The sequence below is a fragment of the Cutibacterium porci genome, from assembly GCF_009696315.1.
GTDB lineage: Bacteria > Actinomycetota > Actinomycetes > Propionibacteriales > Propionibacteriaceae > Cutibacterium > Cutibacterium porci.
The window spans coordinates 238,399-256,129 of record NZ_VUMG01000002.1 but is presented as its reverse complement, the minus strand read 5'-3'; the positions used below and the strand labels follow the sequence as shown (position 1 = coordinate 256,129).

The following is a 17,731-nucleotide window of genomic DNA, read 5'->3' as shown; positions in this document are numbered from 1 at the left end:
ATGACCCTTCGCACCGCTCTGTCCCAGAATGTTCTCGTTATTGATGGCGCAATGGGCACGATGCTGCAGAGCAGCGATATCACAATGGATGACTTCCAAGGGCTCGAGGGCTGTAACGAGATCCTCAACGTCACCCGTCCCGACGTCATTTCCGGAATCCATGAGGCGTACCTAGACGCTGGGGCAGACATCATTGAGACCAATACTTTCGGTGCGAACCTGCCAGCATTGACTGAATACGGCATTGCACCTCGGGCTAGTGAGCTTGCATCAGCGGCTGCCAGACTAGCCAGGCAGGCCGCTGACAGGCGCACCGATAAGCCACGCTACGTCGTCGGATCGATCGGGCCAGGAACCAAGCTTCCCACCCTGCGCCAGATCGGCTTCGCTGCTATCCGTGACGTCTACCAGCACGTCATCGAAGCTATGATCGACGCCGGCATCGATGGCGTCCAGATCGAAACCTGCCAAGATTTGCTACAAGCCCGCGCGGCAATAATCGGAGCACACCGAGCTGCCGCTGCGCGCAAGGTTGACCTGCCAGTCCTCGTCGATTTCACGGTGGAGACGACCGGCACCATGCTCATGGGATCGGAAACCGGAGCTGCGTTGACGGTATTGGAATCCCTCGGCGTCGACGCTATCGGACTCAACTGTGCCACCGGCCCTGCCGAAATGGCTGAGCATTTGCGTACGTTATCTCGTGGTGCGCGAGTGCCAATTATGTGCATGCCAAACGCAGGTTTGCCCGAGATCACGGGTGAGGGGGCGCGTTACCCGCTGGGCCCTGATGATCTAGCTCCTGTCCTTGACGACTATGTCGATCGTTTTGGGTTGTCTGTCGTCGGTGGCTGTTGCGGCACTACTCCCGACCACACCCGCGCTATCGCGCAGCGAGTGTCCGGTCGGTCAGTTCGTGAGCGAACGATCCACCACGTCGACGCTGTCGCGTCTCTCTACAACGATGTTCCGCTCAGCCAGGACACCGCGTATCTGGCGATCGGTGAGCGAACCAATGCAAACGGTTCCAAGGCTTTCCGCGAAGCCATGCTGGCTCACAATTGGGATGAATGTGTCGACATTGCCAAGGCGCAGACCCGCGACGGCGCACACCTGCTTGACTTGTGCGTTGATTATGTCGGACGCGACGGCGTGGCAGACATGTCAGAACTATCGGCGCGTTTAGCTACTGCATGTACATTGCCGATTATTCTTGACTCTACCGAGCCTGACGTGCTTGCCGCTGGCTTGGAACACCTCCCTGGTCGCTGCATTATTAACTCGGTCAATTTTGAGGACGGCGATGGCCCCGGTTCGCGCTATCAACGCGTTATGCCGATTGTTGTGGAAAACGGCGCTGGAGTTGTTGCGCTGACTATTGATGAGGAGGGTCAGGCTAGAACTTCCGAATGGAAAGTGAGAGTGGCGTCGCGCCTTATTGACGACCTTGTCGGTACCTGGGGTATGGATATCGGCGATATTCTCGTCGACTGCCTCACTTTTCCGATCGCCACTGGTCAAGAAGAGACGCGGCGTGACGGTCTAGAGACCATTAACGCCATTGCCACGATTAAGAAGCGTTACCCTGGGGTACGCACCACTCTCGGTATCTCAAACATCTCTTTCGGACTTAATCCAGCCGCTCGGATTGTCCTTAACTCGGTGTTTCTTCATGAAGCCGTTAAAGCAGGTTTGGATTCGGCAATCGTCCACACTGCGAAGATCCTGCCAATCGACCGGATTCCCGACGAGCAGCGTGAGGCTGCACTCGACCTCGTCTACGATCGACGGCGTGGTGACTATGATCCTCTCGCGCGATTCCTGGAGCTCTTTGAGGGGGTGACGGCCGCATCCATGCGTGCTGAGCGGGAGGCCGAATTGGCCGCCATGCCGCTCTTCGAACGTCTCAAGCAGCGCATCATTGACGGTAATGCGAAAGGTTTGGAAGCTGACCTTGATGAGGCTATGGCGTCCAAATCCGCCCTCGATATTGTCAACGAGGACCTGTTAGCTGGTATGCAGGTCGTTGGTGACCTTTTTGGCTCGGGCAAGATGCAACTGCCCTTCGTGCTGCAATCAGCAGAAGTCATGAAGGCTGCCGTTGCCTATCTGGAACCTCACATGGATAAATCCGAGACGTCCGGTAAGGGAACGCTGGTCTTGGCAACGGTGAAAGGTGATGTTCACGATATTGGGAAAAATCTTGTCGACATCATCGTGTCCAATAATGGCTACCACGTCGTCAACTTAGGCATTAAGCAGCCAGTGACAGCGATTATTGAAGCCGCCGAGGCGAATAAAGCCGACGTTATTGGCATGTCTGGTCTGCTGGTGAAGTCAACGATGGTGATGAAAGACAATCTGCTGGAGCTCAACCATGCGGGGCTGGCTTCACGATACCCGGTCATGCTTGGTGGAGCGGCTCTGACAAGGAGCTTCGTCGAAGAGGACCTCAATGATCTATTTGACGGCGAGGTGCGTTACGCCAAGGACGCGTTCGAAGGACTGCGTCTGATGAATTCGGTTATGGCTGTAAAAAAGGGGGTTCCTGGAGCCGAGCTTCCGAAGCCTCGACGCCGTCGCATTAAGGTAGCCGAGCCTGTGCCAGACACCGAAGACATAACGATCGAGAAGGACGCCCCTCGCTGTGATGTGGCACGTCCTATCCCCGGATCCGTAGAGGTTCCGACCCCGCCATTGTGGGGCTCTCGAGTCTCCACCGGCATTCCGCTTGCAGATGTACTGGTGTGGCTTGATGAAAGAGCGACGTTTATGGGGCGGTGGGGGCTTAAGGGATCACGCAGTGACGGGTCCTGGGATCGTATGGTCAACGAGGTGGCCCGGCCGCGGTTGCGCCTGCTGCTCGACCGCATCCGTCAAGAGAACCTCGCTCAGTTCGGCGTCGTTGACGGCTACTGGCCGTGCTTCTCTCAGGGCCATGATCTCATTGTCCTTAATCCAGAGGACACCTCCCAGGAACTCACTCGATTCACCTTCCCACGTCAACGCAGCGGACGGAGACTCTGTCTGGCTGACTTCTTCCGCGACGCTGACGAAGCTGGCAGGTACGGGCCCGACGTCATCAGCTTTCAGCTCGTGACAATGGGTAAGGCGGTGTCAGCTGCCACCCAGCGATTGTTCGAGTCCAATTCCTATCGCGAATACCTCGAGTTGCACGGCCTGTCGGTTCAGCTCACCGAGGCTTTGGCTGAGATGTGGCATGCTCGGGTGCGTCATGAATTGGGTATTGATGGCACCGACTGCTCGGTCGCTGACGCTATCGAACACCAAATGTACCGTGGCTGCCGGTACAGTTTCGGTTATGCCGCCTGCCCGAACCTCGAAGATCGTGCCAAGGTGGTGACATTACTTGACCCGACGAGGATCGGCGTGGAGTTATCAGAGGAGTTCCAGCTTCATCCTGAGCAGTCCACTGACGCCTTCGTCGTCCATCACCCGGAGGCTAACTATTTCAATGCCAAGTGAGACCCATACCGAGACTGCCAACCGTTTCACCGCTGTCCTGTGGGATTTCGACGGTACCCTCGTTGATACCGAGCCGCGCTGGGTCGAGGCCGAGTTGGCGATCCTTGCCTCACATGGGGTTGTGTGGGATCGCGACTATGCCAACGGGTTCACTGGGGGGCCGCTGACTGATGTCTGCGAGGCGATGGCCGCCAGTATCGGCGGAGCGCGGACTATTGACGAGATCCGGCATGACCTTATTGCTATGGTCTCTCGGTTCAATCGGGAACGCGAGGTTCCTTGGCGTCCGGGAGTATTACAACTCCTCACTGAAATGCGGGAGGCCGGCATTCCGATGGCAATCGTCACCGGGTCCGCTTATGCGGTAGTTGAGCCGGTATTGGCGGCCATGACTGAGGAGATTGGCAATCCTTTCAACACCGTGGTGACCTTCGACGACGTCACCCCGCAGACCACTAAACCTGCCCCAGATCCTTACCTCCTTGCCGCTGAACGTCTTGGGGTCAACATTTCTGAGTGCCTGGCTGTCGAGGATTCACCGAAGGGGGCAGCCTCAGCGACCGATGCTGGTGCAGCCGTGTTGACCGTCTCTGGTCCGGCTCAGGTTGGCCCAGGGCCACGACGGGTACATCGCCCTGATTTATCAGGATTGTCATTGGCCGACGTGATCAGTCTTTGGCACCTCGCTGACGAACCACCTGCTCCGATAGCTAATGGTGGTGGGGGAGTCCTACGTTCAGGTGAGCGGGTGACGCTTACCGATCCCAAAGGTCGTAAGCATTCCATCGTTTTACAGCCCGGCGGAATCTTTCATACCACCAAGGGTGCAGTACGCCATGACGACCTTATCGGAGGCCCACAGGGAGTTGTCGTCACCTCTGTTGGTGGCTTGAACTTTTTAGCCATGCGACCAATCCTGAGCGAGTTTACGGTATCTATGCCGCGAGAGGCGGCAATTATTTATCCCAAAGAAGCGGCTCAGATCATCATGTGGGCCGATATTTTTCCAGGTGCTCGGGTACTAGAGGCTGGAGTAGGATCGGGAGGATTATCCATCCCGCTACTACGCGCGATAGGACCAAACGGACACCTGTATTCCTACGAGAGGCGTCAGGAATTCGCCGATGTCGCTCGGAAGAATGTAGCCTCCTTTTATGGAGAAGTTCCATCCACGTGGCATCTTAAGGTATCCGATCTCGTCACTGGGATCGGTCCAGAACCACTTGACCGAGTCATACTTGATATGCTCGCACCGTGGGAATGCGTCGAGACAGTGAGTAGGGTATTGGTGCCCGGCGGCGTGTTGTGCTGTTATGTCGCAACCACAACTCAGATGGGTCGCGTTATGGATACCCTGCGCGCAGATGGTGGATGGACTGAGCCATCGGCTACCGAAACGACGACGCGTGACTGGCACGCCGAAGGACTGGCGATTCGTCCGGCGCACGGAACGACGGGCCACACGGGATTCCTCGTCATGTCACGACGCCTTGCCCCAGGTGTGACGGCACCAATGCGTAAGCGCCGCCCAGCTCCAGGAGCTTACGGCCCGGATTATCACGGGCCACGGCCGCGCAACATCACTGAGCATGATCAGTGGCGCTTGCCGAAAGAAGAAAGATAGCGACGTCTGTCACACGTGAGTCTTGTCATAAACGGTGGGCCGACGGGACATCCCGTCGGCCCACCGTTGTCAGGCACGCCTTTTGCGCCGAGCTACCCCGATCGCGGTCGCGATGACTCGCCAACCGATGAGGGTAAGGGCCAAGAAACACGCAGCGACGATGATGAAGGTCACCGCCACGCCTTGACCTGTGAAGTGGCGCACCACCATTCCGACGATGATGGTGCTCGCCCACAGCACTGCTCCAGCCGACCATCGCAGGGCCGCGATCCGGACTGTCACGATGATGACCCACCCGACTGCAAGCCCTAGCACGAATGGGGTGCCGGTTCGCAGCAGACCACCCGGCGATAGTACTTCACCATGGCTGGCTCGCCCGATCGTTGCGAAGAGAATCACGCAGATGACGTCAGCGACCAGTGCACGGCGTACCGACGGGGACGCCAACTCGTCGTTCATCGCGGCCTCACTGAGAAGGCGAAGTCTGCGGTAGACGTTGAGGTGATCATCGGTGGGTGCAAGTCACGCATACGGAACAGCTTGTGACGGTGGACCAGACTCAAGGTGATAATTGTGGAGATGATGAGGATGCCACCCTCCACAGCGAATCCGAGAGCCAGTGTTGACATCGGGCCACCAGAAATGAGCACTCGGAACGCATCGACCGAGTACTTCATCGGCATAATGACCGCCAGCTTCTGGTACACCGACGGCAGCATCGTCACTGGGAAGGTTCCACCACAGGTAGGTAACTGGAGCACCAGGAGAATAAGGAAGATCGCGGTCTGGGGGGATCCGAAGATAAGCCTCATCCAGAATGCCAACATCATCCACGACAGGGATGTCAATGTCACAAATCCGATGAAGTACCAGGGGTGGACAGGATCGAGCCCCAAGGCTAACCACACGCCGAAAGCCATGATGTAGGCACCTACCAACGCGATGACGGCTAGTGGGCCGAAGCCTACGAGGGCGATCGACAGGCTGTTTGCCCGTCCGGTCATAGCGCGTCCGGAGAAAGTACGAACCACGAGGAAGGTCGAGATACAAGCGATCCACATGGCGATAGAAAAGAACATCGGTGCCAAGCCGCGACCGTAATACTTCGCGGAATGGAGGACGGTCTGCTCGATGTCAACTGGAGAACTCATGACATTAGCGAGATTTGTGCGCTTGTCGTCGGACAAGCCGGGGATCTGCTTGGCACCCGAATCGAGACCTTGATGAAGCTGAGTTGCTCCCTTGGACAGCGTGTCTGAACCGGCTTTGAGTTGTCCCAGACCGTTGCTGAGTTGCATCACACCAGACGCGATTTCGGGAGCCTTCGCAGTGAAGTCTCGACCGGCATTAGTGGCGTCGTTGACAGACTTGTTGAGATCTTTAGCAGCCGAATCAGCGGTGTCCATGGCGCCATTAATCGTCTCTAGACCGTTATTGACTTGCTGGGCGTCTTTGTTGAGTCGGTTCAATGCCGCCGTGGCATTATCTGCCAAGGTGTCTGCATTCTGCTGATTGAGGCTGAGGTTGAGCCCGGCCGACACATTCGCCACTGCTGCGATATTGGATGACACAGTCGTGGTAGAACTCGCAGCGCCATTGATCTGTTTTACCATAGAGATGTAATCTGGATCATCGGCAAGCTCTGGATGCTTCACGGTGAGAGCAGAAGCCTTATTGGCAGCCCCAGTTACGTTGTGCTGAATCGTAACAACAGAATTGCCATTCGGATTCTGCAACGTAGCAGTAGCTGACACAAGGTTCTTAGCCTGATCCTGTAAGGCGGGAAGGTTTTTCGTCACATTATTAATGAGCGGGATCATTGCCGAATTAACAGCTTGGGAGTCAGTCATAACATTCTGCGCCGCGCCAGTGATTGCCTGCGCACCAACGCGTGTCTGAGTGACCGCGCTCGATGTCTTTGCGGCAGCCGAGTCCGCGTTGGCGAGTGCGGAATTAACCTTGTTGACAGTTGCAGTGGAATCACCCACAGCTTTTGTCGCCCCCAGCACCTTGTCATTCATCTGAGTGATGCCAGCGTTAAGGGTCTTTAATCCGCCATCGATCTGTCCAGATCCATCTGACGCTTTCGTAAGCGATTCTTTGATAGTGCCTAGGTTAACGAAGAGCGCATTGAAATATGTTTCAGAGACGCTCTGGTCTAAGGCTTGTTCCAGGGCAGTCTGCACCTGAGACGTGAGCAAGCCAATAATGAACCCGTTCGCATCATCACGGTGAAGCTTAAGGGTGGCACGTGCAGGGCGGAAGTCACCTGCAGACATGATGTTTGTGGAAAAGTCATCCGGTACCTCAATAACCATAAAGTACTCGGCATCGCGGAGACCTTGGTACGCCTTGTCGTCGTCAGTGCCCAAGAACTGCCAGTCGAACCGGGGATTCCTTTTAAGGCTATCCTCGAATTCTCCGCCAGCGCTCACTGTCTGCCCGTCGAATGTCGCCGGTTTGTCGTGGTTAACGACAGCGATTTTAATCTTGTTGGTGTTGGAATACAGATCCCAGTTCGCGTGAAGGTAAATACCGCCGTAGAGCAACGGGATGATGAGAATGAAGATCAAGCCGAGCTTGGAGCGTCCTTTGAAACGTCGGAACTCGAACTGTACGAGTCTGATAAATCGAGTCAGCATGCGTTATCTCCGCGGGGAGTTATCGGGACGGCTATTTTCTGCTTGGGAGTTGTTGTCGACGTGGTCATCTGTAGCGTCATGGGCTTTGTGTGGAATCTCGAACGGAGCTGTATTATCGCTATCGAATGGTATTTGAGTCACTTCGGGGGCTCCGGGATCTCGGGGTTGATCGTCGGCATCCTCATTCGTGTGAAGGTACTTGACGGCATGGACCCGGTTGTGTGCCGGCAATTCCACATCCAAAGACCCCGGCGGGGCCATGTCATCGTCGACGGTGGCGGCGATAATCGTCGAATCGTCGAGTTCGGTGAGTTTAGAAAACATTTCGAAGAGCAATTTCTGCTGGTTATGCGGCACCATGACGTCGGCATCGTCAATGACGACTACCTTTGTCTCTCTGAGCATAGCTAGCGCTACCGATGCGACGGCCCGCTCAATAGCTTCAAGCTGCTCGAATTCGCACGAGCGATCGATGCCGAATCCAACGATTTCTTCGATCTGGCGAACCCTGTCTTCGGCTTTCTTGAGGTTAACGGCATCGAGGTGGCATCGCTCGGCGAGCGACTCATTGAGGGTCAGACGATCCTCAGGTACGACGTAGTCTGCGATGCGAGCCACAGAGGTCCGCTGGATTGCGCGGTAGGGCTCTGCCATGGCATCGATGCCGTCGATAACAAGAGTTCCTCTCGTTCGACGGAATCGTCCGCACAGCGCCAAGAGGAGGGCTGACTTTCCGGCACCAGCAGGGCCATGGATGACGGCCAGTTGGCGTGGTGCCAGATCCATATCAAGGGGGCCAAAGATCATTCCCTGACGCCCTTGGGCATTGAGGTCGCGGGCGTGGAGCACCACTCCCGACGCATCCTCGACAGCCTTAGTGTCGACCGGAGGACGTTTCGAGAATCGCATCACTGGAGGAACCCCCTGATCGCACGTTCGATGACATCGGTAATGACCCGCCGGTCAATAACTGAACCCGCTACGGAAAACTCCAAAGCAAGCACATTAACCAAGCTGAGGACAACCACCGCGAGACTGCGTGGGTCAGCAGGCTCAGTGGACTCAACACGGTCAAGTACACCGTACTGGCTCGTCAATTCAGCAAGTTGGGCGATCCGCTGTGCCTGGAGTTTGGAATAGGCCTCGGCAATCTCTGTGTCGCGACGGGCTAGGGCGCGAAACTCGGCGAGAATCACCTGCCACGGGGCATCGTCTAAAAGAATCTCGGTGAGCTTCTCGCTGATACTGTGCACGATGTCGTCGGGACGCCCACCGCTGGAGAAGACAGGGGAGAGGGCGTCAACGACATCCTGCTCGCCGCTGGCAAGTCGCGCCGCGCAAACCTGCCTGAATAGATCCGGCTTGGATCCGAAGTTGGAGTACACCGCTCCTTTCGTGAAACCTGCGTCTGAGGCAATGCGACGCAGGCTGGCACCGGCATAGCCGTCCTGTTCAAAGTTCTGGGCGGCTGCAGTAAGAATTCGGTTTCTCACCTCATCGCGATGAGGTCGTTCGACTGCGGCAGGCATCACAAGTTGTCGTCCTTTGGGGAATGCTGAGCTCGCCAGCGGCGGTACCACTGGTATCGGATACCGATGGTATCCACTTGGGAGGGTTGAGCCCAAATCCGTCGGCTAGGCTGGAAATCCCGGGTGTCGTCGTGGCGAGGAGGGCCATGTCGTTGTCGTTGTCCGATCTCGATGAACTCATGTCGAGCACGAGCACTGATTCCTTTGCCGTTTTTCTACGGCGAGTTGCCCCAGAACTGTTGCCGCCCACAACCGTCGACAACAGTGTCCCTGAGCTTGCCAGGCACGGCAGAACTGTCGTCGCGATTCGTTATAGCGGGGGAGTTGCTGTCGCTGCTGATCTGGGTTCTGCCTTGGCCAGGCGCCTCGGTCAAACTGATATCGACCGTATCCTCGGCACCGATGACCGGTGTGTCATTGGAATCGCCGGTGCTGCTGGTCTTGCGGGGGAAATGCTTCGCCTGTTCCAAGCCGAGGTCGACCATCTTGAGAAAATACAAGCGCAACGGATCAGCATGGACGGCCGGGCAGTCAGGCTGTCCAGTTTGGTCCGTTCTAATGGCACGATGATGGCCCAAGGGCTCGCCGTCACTCCGCTGCTGGCGGGCTGGGATGATCAAGCCCATCGCGGCCGGATCTTCTCCTACGACGGCACCGGTGGACGAACTGAGGAACACTCTCATGCCTGTGTGGGATCCGGAGCTCTCTTTGCCAGCGGAGTGCTCAATGAGAACTTCCGCGCGGGGATGGACCGCGACGAATCGGTAGCCCTGGCCATTCGTGCCCTGGCGACGGCAATTAGTGACGACGCCACCTCGGCTGCATCGGCGCCGGATCTATCGCGCGGCTTATACCCCACTGTCGCGTGCGCAAGCTGCGACGGCGTGACCCGGATGCCTACTGAGGAAGTGGCGTTACTCACTAAACGAGTCGTCGATGAGATGACCACTGCGTCTGATAGCGGGGAGGCCTCGTCGTGATGCTTCCGGCATACATTCCGCCGAGCGACTGGGTGGCTGATCGCTCTAAGTTCGTCTCGGATTTCATTCGCGACGGAGGCGACGGCGTCATCGTCGCACGATGCGTCGAGGGAATTGCGTTGGTAGCACGTCAGTGTGGCGCCGACCTTCCCAAAGGAATGCGATCGGTCTACGAAATCCACGACCGTTTGGCCCTTGCAGCTGTCGGGCTATTCCACGAAGCAGAAGAACTTCGGGTAGCAGGTATCCGTTTTGCCGACTTACGCGCCTACGCTTATGACCGCCTCGATGTCACTGGTCGCAGCCTCGCCAGCATGTACGCGCGAATTATTGGCAAAGTGTTTGCTCGCCCAGACGTTAAGCCTTATCAAATCCAGCTCACGGTTGCTGAACTTGGCTTAGTGCCCTCAGAGGACCGCTTTTACACTATCGACTTTGACGGTGCCGTGCGTGCGAGCACGGGTCCTGTTGTCATGGGTATGGTCAATGAGAGCCTCCTCGAATTGCCTCCCAGCGCCACGGTTTCCGACGTCATACGGGCGGCTAGTACCGTCCTCGACGTCGAACTAGGGAACCTTGAAGTGGGATTGCTCGATCGTCACGTCTCGACGCGGCGTCACTTCCGACGGCTGGACGCTGCTACCGTCTTGGGGGCTGATGGTGACAGATCCTGAGTCGGTCAAAGTGTCGTTAAATGCCCCAGTCCTCATCGTTGGTGCCGGGCTTATTGGAGCATCTATTGGCAAAGCCTTAATGGCAGCGGGAATCGACGTCCACCTATGGGATATTGATCGCGGCAATGCCCTCGTCGCTGCCGGCCGGGGAGCTGGCACGCTTGATGATCTTCCCGACGAGGCATACCGGATGGTGGTCGTCTCGACACCACCGGCTGTCGTCGCTCCGACGATTGTTGAACGATTAATGCGACATCCGCACGCCGTCATTACTGACACTGCGTCGGTAAAAGGGGCAGTGCTATCGGAGTTGACCACGGCCGGCAACGGAGTTGACATCTCCCGCTACGTAGGCTCCCACCCGATGGCCGGGACACAATATAGCGGCCCGTTGACGGCTTCTGAGGAGCTCTTCGTTGACCGCACCTGGGTTGTTGCCCCGCGGACCGATAACCGTCACGATGACGTTGCTCAAGTTGTCGCGTTGGCACGAACGTGCGGTGCACGGGTGGTGAGTATGGATGCCGACGAGCATGACCGGGCTGTCGCAGAGGTGTCTCACCTTCCCCACCTCATGAGCATTCTTACAGCGGCAAATTTGCGCCATGCTCGTGCCGAACACCTGAGTCTTGCGGGATCAGGTATCCGCGACGTTACGCGTATCGCTCGTTCCCAAACAGCGATGTGGCGTCAAATCCTCACTTCCAACCGCACTGAGGTGCGCAGCCAGTTAGAAGCAATTCGTGATGACCTCGACGACTTGCTGTCCCGACTTGACGATTCACAGCGCTTAGAGGAGTTCCTCAGTGTTGGGCAAGCCGGGGCTCGCAAGCTAGCAGGCAAGCACGGACATCAGATGGTCGAGACGACCGCCGTTGTCGTCGAGATTCCGGATGCCCCAGGAGCCTTAGCGCGACTATTTGCCGACGTCGAGGCAGCCGGGGTGAACGTCGAGGACTTGTCGGTGGAACATGATCCAGCCCGTGAAGTTGGTTTCTTGTCGATTGACGTTGCCACAGACCGAGCGGACAGGTTAGCGGTGTCAATGCGCGATCACGGCTGGTCGGTACGATCCTGAACCGATGTCAGTGGTTACCGATAGTCTCTCCCCGTCAGATCGCCATCGTTAGGCAGGCAGAACGTGTCACCTTCACCTCTCGTCATCGCCATCGACGGGCCTAGTGGGTCCGGAAAGTCATCGACCTCTCGTGGGGTCGCTCACCGCCTTGGGCTAGCTCACCTCGACACTGGGTCGATGTACCGTGCGGTGGCTTGTCGCGTCGCTCACCTGGGTATTGATCCGACTGTCAATCCCAATGATGTTATTGAGGTGGCTAGACAATGTCGCTTAGAGATTGATACCTCGACCACCCGCGATAGCGTCATCATTGATGGAGAGGATGTCACTCAAGAAATCCGAGACCCGCAGACCAGCGCCAAAGTGTCTGCGGTAGCGACGATTCAACCTGTTCGTGATGCTCTGACCGCCCGTATGCGCCACGTGGCGGCAGACAGTGGCCGGATCGTCATGGAGGGGCGAGACATCACAACTGTGGTGTGCCCTGACGCGCAGGTAAAAGTGCTTCTGGTAGCTGACCCAGCCGTCCGTATCGCACGGCGTCGAGCCGAGCTGGGGGAAACCATTGATATGGCGCAGGTCATTGATTCGATCGTCAGACGCGACCGGGACGACTCGACGGTGTCAACCTTTGAGCAGCCGGCTGAGGGGGTCACCCTGGTTGACTCCACCCACCTGAATTTGGACCAGGTTATTGACGTTGTCATTGATCTGGTGCCCGTTTCGTTACGTTGAGCGTCCTACCGCAACACCGTGTACCGTGGTTTAGTCATCTAGCAGGAGCGTGCCCTCATGTCCGACTCGCCCGAGTTCCTCAACGATTCCCGCGACGGCATCGAGGAGACTCTCCCCAAGCCAGTTGTCGCCGTCGTTGGTAGACCTAACGTCGGTAAATCAACCCTCGTTAATCGCATTCTCGGTCGTCGAGCAGCTGTCGTCCAGGATGTACCGGGGGTGACCCGCGACCGGGTGTCTTACGATGCTGAATGGTCTGGCCGTCAGTTCGTCCTCGTTGATACTGGCGGATGGGCTTCGGACGCTTCTGGCATGGCAGCCATGATCGCTGAGCAAGCTGAATTGGCTATCGCAACTGCTGATGCCGTCCTTTTTGTTGTTGACGCGAGCGTGGGTACGACTGACGAAGACGAGGCCGTCGTGCAGGTGCTACGGCAGTCTCGCAAACCCGTCGTGGTAGCTGCCAATAAGGTCGACAACGTGCGTGGCGAACCTGAAGCTGCGACCATGTGGAACCTCGGGCTGGGGGAGCCCCACCCGGTTTCCGCGATGCACGGGCGTGGTTCAGGCGACCTTCTTGACGCGCTTATTGCGGTGCTACCGGAGGTGAAAGCAAGCCAGGAGCCATCATCCGGCGGGCCGCGTCGGGTCGCGATTGTGGGCAAGCCGAATGTTGGCAAGTCGTCTCTGCTGAATCGGATCGCACGCCAAACCCGCGTCGTCGTCTCAGATATTTCTGGAACGACGGTTGATCCCGTCGATGAGTTAGTGACGGTCGGCGGCACCGTCTATCAGTTCATTGATACCGCTGGTTTGCGTAAGAGAGTCAAAGAAGCGTCCGGCCACGAGTATTACGCTTCGCTGCGTACCCAAGCTGCTATCGAGCGTGCCGAGGTGTGTGTCGTCGTCATTGATGCATCGGAGCCGATCAGTGAGCAGGACCTGCGTATCCTCACCATGGTTGAGAATGCGGGTCGAGCTATGGTCATTGCCTATAACAAGTGGGATTTAACCGACGACGAGCGGCGCCGCTACTTGGAGCGCGAGATTGAGCGCGACGTCCAGGCGTATTCTTGGGCGCCACGAGTCAATATCTCGGCGCTGAACGGCCGTAACGTTGACAAACTCGAGAGGGCTATTGAAACCGCCGCAAAGGGCTGGGAAACACGCGTTTCGACAGGAAAACTCAATGCCTTCCTAGGCCGACTCGCAGCGGCCCATCCTCATCCGGTGCGGGGAGGAAAACAACCGAGGATCCTCTTCGGAACCCAAGCCCACAACTGTCCACCGACCTTCGCGCTGTTCACCTCGGGGGTATTCGACCAAGGATATGTGCGGTTCATCATCAGGCGACTACGCGAAGATTTCGGCTTCGCGGGCTCACCCGTCCACGTGGAGATCCGCCCTCGGGCTAAGCGGCAGCAGAAGTGATCGTTTGTCGAAGGAAAGGAAGTACGCTAATGTACTTCTTCGGGTCACCAAGTGATCCAAACGGGCTGTGGCGCAGTTTGGTAGCGCACTTGACTGGGGGTCAAGGGGTCGCAGGTTCAAATCCTGTCAGCCCGACGTTATGGAGCTTCTGTGAGAGAGGTTCGCGTTTCCCGGCATACCGCCAATAACTGATGGTCCATCTGATTCTGCATATGCATTCTCGACACGTGTGGTGTTTAATCACATGTCCGCGTTGCGCCACGACAGGCCACAATTATCGCGGTTGTTTATGCCTGAATTCCCGTAACGAGATTCGCAGTGCCGCTTAACCGAGCTTACTGTTCGCGCACGCTGAACATATCTTACATATTGATATAGGATCTCGTTATACGAGATACTTTTGTGGCTTGATCTGCGTTTGTCCTAGCCTTCAGCACATGCTCGTCGTGACTCCAACGTCGAGCTGATCTTCCACAAAGGGACATCTCATGACAGACCAGAATTCAGAACAGCCCGTTTCGTCCTCTGACAGTTCAGACTCTGCGGTGCTACCTTCAGGAGCCACCATCAAGGCCGATTCCGATTCCGCTAAACCCGGATCTGCTACTGTCTCGCGTCGCGCCCTACTCGCCGGAATTGGTGTCTCAGCCGTTGCCGGGCTTGCCGTTGGAGCCGGCGTGGCCGCGCCTATCGCGTATCATCGCGGCAAGTCGGCTGCTGGTACTGGGGCAGGCGAGAAGCGACACATCAATCTGGTTTTCGGCGGTGATGTCTGTGATGCGCCAGCTATCGTCGCCAAGGAGAAAGGGTTCTTCGCTGACGCTGGCCTCGACGTCTCTCTGCACCGAACCGTCGGTGATGAGGACATCAAGGCAGCCGTTGGATCAGGTCAGTACGACGCCGCATCCGGCATTTTTTACTCCTGGCTCAAGCCCGTTGAACAGGGCCAGAATGTCAAATTTGTTGCGGGCCTGCACGGTGGGTGCTTGCGGCTAGTCGTCCTTAAGAATTCGAAGTTCACCAAGATCGATAATCTCAAAGGCGCGACGATTGGCGTACCCAGCATGCACTCGTCAGCAACCATGTTCTTCTCGATGGATCTCTTGGACGCTGGCATCAATCCTCTTCCCGAAGCTAAACAGGTGACGTGGAAGGTCATGGACAATTCCGTATTGGGTGATGCACTTAAACGCGGACAAGTTGATGCCATTGCTACTTCAGACCCCATCGCCTACTGGCCTATTCATGACGGATCCGCGGTAGAGTTGGCCAACAATATGAGCGGTAAGAAGGCCCAGGATTTCTGCTGCTGCACTGCTATCAACGGCGACATTATTAAAAATGAGCCTGATGTGGCTCGTCGGCTCGTCGAAACTTGGTGCAAGGGATCTCGATACGTCAATGGACACGAGGCCGAAGTCGCCAAGATTGAGGTGGACGGAAAATATGTCGCTACTGGGGACGCGAAACTCGTTGAGACGTTCCTAAAGAATTACTCATGGAAGCCGTCTGTGACCAAGCTAAAGTCCTCCTTGCTACCTGGGATTATCAAGTTCAAGAAGACCGGTTATTTGGACTCTTCCGATGATCCGAAGAAGCTGGCTGATACGGCCTTCACGACCCTGGGATTCACGTGGTGACTACTTCCGAGGAGCAAGCCCGGCTTCGTGACCGGGATGCCGCCCTCGCCTCCGATCCAAAGGTGAGGGCGGCATTGGCCCTGCGTCATCGCGCCCGCAAAGCGAACCATGGTCTCGTTGGACTCATGGTGGGCTTGTGGGCACTGACGACCGCAGTCATCCTGTGGATACCAGATACGACGGCTTTCATTGTTCATGGTCAGAAGCCATTGGCTGTCGCGACCGGCTTGGTCGTCGCAGTGATGGTAGTTCTGTGGATGCTGTCGATTGGCGCAACCCATGGTTTTCGGTTGCGTGTCTCGCGGTGGCTCGGAGTATGGACGTGGTGGTGGGTGGCTTTAAGCGTTGTCACCTTGCTACTCGACGTGCTTACTGCGAAGACCGCTGTATTGAGACCACCCTACGTTCCCCCGCCGGGCCAGTTACTCACCGAGGCATGGAATGATCGCACGCTGTTAGGCCAGTCCATCGCCCATTCTGCGATATTGCTAATAGTCGGGTTGCTCATAGGAGGAATCGTCGGGCTTCTTACCGGATTATGGATGGGCTGGTCCCGCCGGGCTGGGTACTGGTTTAACCCCATCGTCAAGTACATCGGTCCTGTTCCGACCCTCGCATGGATTCCTATTGTCTTTCTTGCGTTCCCAAACACGTTTTGGGCTGCGGTATTTCTTGTCTCCTTGACCGTATGGTTTCCGATGACGGTCCTCACTAATGCCGGTATTAGATCGGTTCCGAAGAGTTACTTTGACGTTTGCCAAACTCTCGGTGCATCGACACGATTCCTTGTGCTTAAGGTGAGTCTTCCAGCGGCCCTACCGAACATTTTCACTGGAATCTTTATGGCGTTGCCGACAGCATTCGTTACCTTGACTATCGCGGAGACTTTAGGGGTCAATTCCGGCCTCGGTTGGTATATCAACTGGAAGAAGGGGTGGAGTTCCTACCCAGCCATGTACGCCGCCATTGGCATCATGGTGATCCTGTGTGGCAGCCTACTCAGCCTTGAATTGGCCATCCGCAACCGCGTCCTTGCGTGGCAGAAAGATCTCACACGATGGTGAACGAAAATCAGCATGGCCGGGCCGGGGCAGTCGATGTGATCGGCGTCACCCAGGCATTTCGCAATCACGGCAAGCCATTGCCCGTGCTCGACGAGGTGGACCTCTCAGTTAAGCCCGGCACTTTCGTCAGTCTGATCGGGCCTTCAGGTTGTGGAAAGTCCACGTTACTGAGACTGATCGCTGGCCTCGACATGCCAGTTGACGGAAAGGTGTACGTGGACGGTCGGATCGTCACCGGGCCCGATCCGCGTCGCGGCCTCGTCTTCCAGGACCCGACGCTGCTGCCGTGGCTTGATGTGGAGCATAACGTCGGTCTCGGACCGACGGTTCAAGGCCATCGCGATGACGATGAGTCGATCCGCAGGATCGACGAGATGATCGACATGGTTGGGCTCGACAACTTCCGACACGCCCTACCGTCAGAATTGTCCGGCGGTATGGCCCAGCGTGCTTCCCTTGCCCGGGCCCTCGTCACCCGGCCAGAGATCCTGTTGCTGGATGAACCTCTGGGCAAACTTGACGCTTTGACTCGCTCAACCCTGCAAGGCGAGCTGGAAAGGTTGTGGAGAACTCAAGGATTCACCGGGATCATGGTGACCCACGACGTCGATGAGGCTCTTTTGCTGTCCGATCGCGTTGTGGTGTTCTCGCCGCGTCCGGCGCATATCGTCGCAGACTTCCCCGTGGCGCTCGATCGGCCCCGTACCCAGGACGATCCTCAATTCCGAGAGCTTCGTCACAAGATCCTCGGACTGCTGTTCTGACCAGCTTGGACCCGCGCCAAAGGTGTCACTGCGCGGGTCATTGCGCTGTGTGAACCGCTTACTTGCGGGCAGTGCGGGTAACCT

General features: G+C 56.9%; 14 protein-coding genes and 1 tRNA gene. 11 read left to right on the top strand and 4 right to left on the bottom strand.

Annotation, left to right across the window (positions count from 1 at the left end; genetic code table 11):
* Together metH and FYJ43_RS05155 are read left to right on the top strand one after the other, a co-directional pair.
* Entirely contained in the window at positions 1–3,486 is a 3,486-nt protein-coding gene (gene metH / locus FYJ43_RS05160; RefSeq protein ID WP_154562657.1) for a methionine synthase, read from the top strand.
* Complete coding sequence (locus FYJ43_RS05155; protein WP_154562655.1) at positions 3,476–5,110, top strand: HAD-IA family hydrolase; 1,635 nt, start codon at positions 3,476–3,478, stop codon at positions 5,108–5,110. Before metH ends, FYJ43_RS05155 begins: the two co-directional genes overlap by 11 nt.
* Positions 5,111–5,179: 69 nt before the next feature.
* Here FYJ43_RS05155 and FYJ43_RS05150 read toward each other — a convergent pair whose 3' ends face one another.
* Genes FYJ43_RS05150 through FYJ43_RS05135 form a run of 4 tightly spaced genes read right to left on the bottom strand, consistent with a single transcriptional unit; the run spans position 5,180 to position 9,281 of the window.
* Positions 5,180–5,569, bottom strand: a complete 390-nt coding sequence (locus tag FYJ43_RS05150; RefSeq protein WP_154562653.1) for a DUF3054 domain-containing protein — start codon at positions 5,567–5,569, stop codon at positions 5,180–5,182.
* Positions 5,566–7,752, bottom strand: coding sequence for a YhgE/Pip domain-containing protein (locus FYJ43_RS05145; protein ID WP_154562651.1), 2,187 nt, complete (start codon positions 7,750–7,752; stop codon positions 5,566–5,568). Before FYJ43_RS05145 ends, FYJ43_RS05150 begins: the two co-directional genes overlap by 4 nt.
* A gap of 3 nt (positions 7,753–7,755) precedes the next feature.
* Positions 7,756–8,661, bottom strand: coding sequence for an ATP-binding cassette domain-containing protein (locus FYJ43_RS05140; RefSeq protein ID WP_154563362.1), 906 nt, complete (start codon positions 8,659–8,661; stop codon positions 7,756–7,758).
* Complete coding sequence (locus FYJ43_RS05135; RefSeq protein WP_154562649.1) at positions 8,661–9,281, bottom strand: TetR/AcrR family transcriptional regulator; 621 nt, start codon at positions 9,279–9,281, stop codon at positions 8,661–8,663. Before FYJ43_RS05135 ends, FYJ43_RS05140 begins: the two co-directional genes overlap by 1 nt.
* Before the next feature lie 146 nt (positions 9,282–9,427).
* Between FYJ43_RS05135 and prcB the strand changes: the two genes are divergently transcribed.
* From prcB to FYJ43_RS05090, 9 genes are all read left to right on the top strand, one after another.
* Positions 9,428–10,261, top strand: a complete 834-nt coding sequence (gene prcB, locus FYJ43_RS05130; RefSeq protein ID WP_154562647.1) for a proteasome subunit beta — start codon at positions 9,428–9,430, stop codon at positions 10,259–10,261.
* Complete coding sequence (gene prcA, locus FYJ43_RS05125; RefSeq protein ID WP_154563360.1) at positions 10,261–10,935, top strand: proteasome subunit alpha; 675 nt, start codon at positions 10,261–10,263, stop codon at positions 10,933–10,935. The genes prcB and prcA overlap by 1 nt, the downstream gene beginning before the upstream one ends.
* Complete coding sequence (locus FYJ43_RS05120; protein WP_154562645.1) at positions 10,838–12,013, top strand: prephenate dehydrogenase; 1,176 nt, start codon at positions 10,838–10,840, stop codon at positions 12,011–12,013. The genes prcA and FYJ43_RS05120 overlap by 98 nt, the downstream gene beginning before the upstream one ends.
* A gap of 63 nt (positions 12,014–12,076) precedes the next feature.
* Positions 12,077–12,748, top strand: coding sequence for a (d)CMP kinase (gene cmk, locus FYJ43_RS05115; protein ID WP_326833351.1), 672 nt, complete (start codon positions 12,077–12,079; stop codon positions 12,746–12,748).
* Positions 12,749–12,805: 57 nt separating this feature from the next.
* Positions 12,806–14,179, top strand: a complete 1,374-nt coding sequence (der, locus tag FYJ43_RS05110; RefSeq protein WP_154562643.1) for a ribosome biogenesis GTPase Der — start codon at positions 12,806–12,808, stop codon at positions 14,177–14,179.
* A 61-nt stretch (positions 14,180–14,240) separates the two neighbouring features.
* Positions 14,241–14,314: transfer RNA gene (locus FYJ43_RS05105), tRNA-Pro, on the top strand.
* A gap of 353 nt (positions 14,315–14,667) precedes the next feature.
* Positions 14,668–15,819: an ABC transporter substrate-binding protein gene (locus tag FYJ43_RS05100; protein ID WP_154562641.1), complete on the top strand. Its 1,152-nt coding sequence runs from the start codon at positions 14,668–14,670 to the stop codon at positions 15,817–15,819.
* Positions 15,816–16,883 (top strand): ABC transporter permease, encoded by a 1,068-nt coding sequence (locus FYJ43_RS12425; protein ID WP_326833350.1) that lies wholly within the window; start codon positions 15,816–15,818, stop codon positions 16,881–16,883. Before FYJ43_RS05100 ends, FYJ43_RS12425 begins: the two co-directional genes overlap by 4 nt.
* Positions 16,877–17,647 carry an ABC transporter ATP-binding protein gene (locus tag FYJ43_RS05090; RefSeq protein ID WP_154562639.1) on the top strand — a complete coding sequence of 257 codons (771 nt, stop codon included), beginning with the start codon at positions 16,877–16,879 and terminating at the stop codon, positions 17,645–17,647. Before FYJ43_RS12425 ends, FYJ43_RS05090 begins: the two co-directional genes overlap by 7 nt.
* The last annotated feature ends 84 nt before the right edge of the window (positions 17,648–17,731 follow it).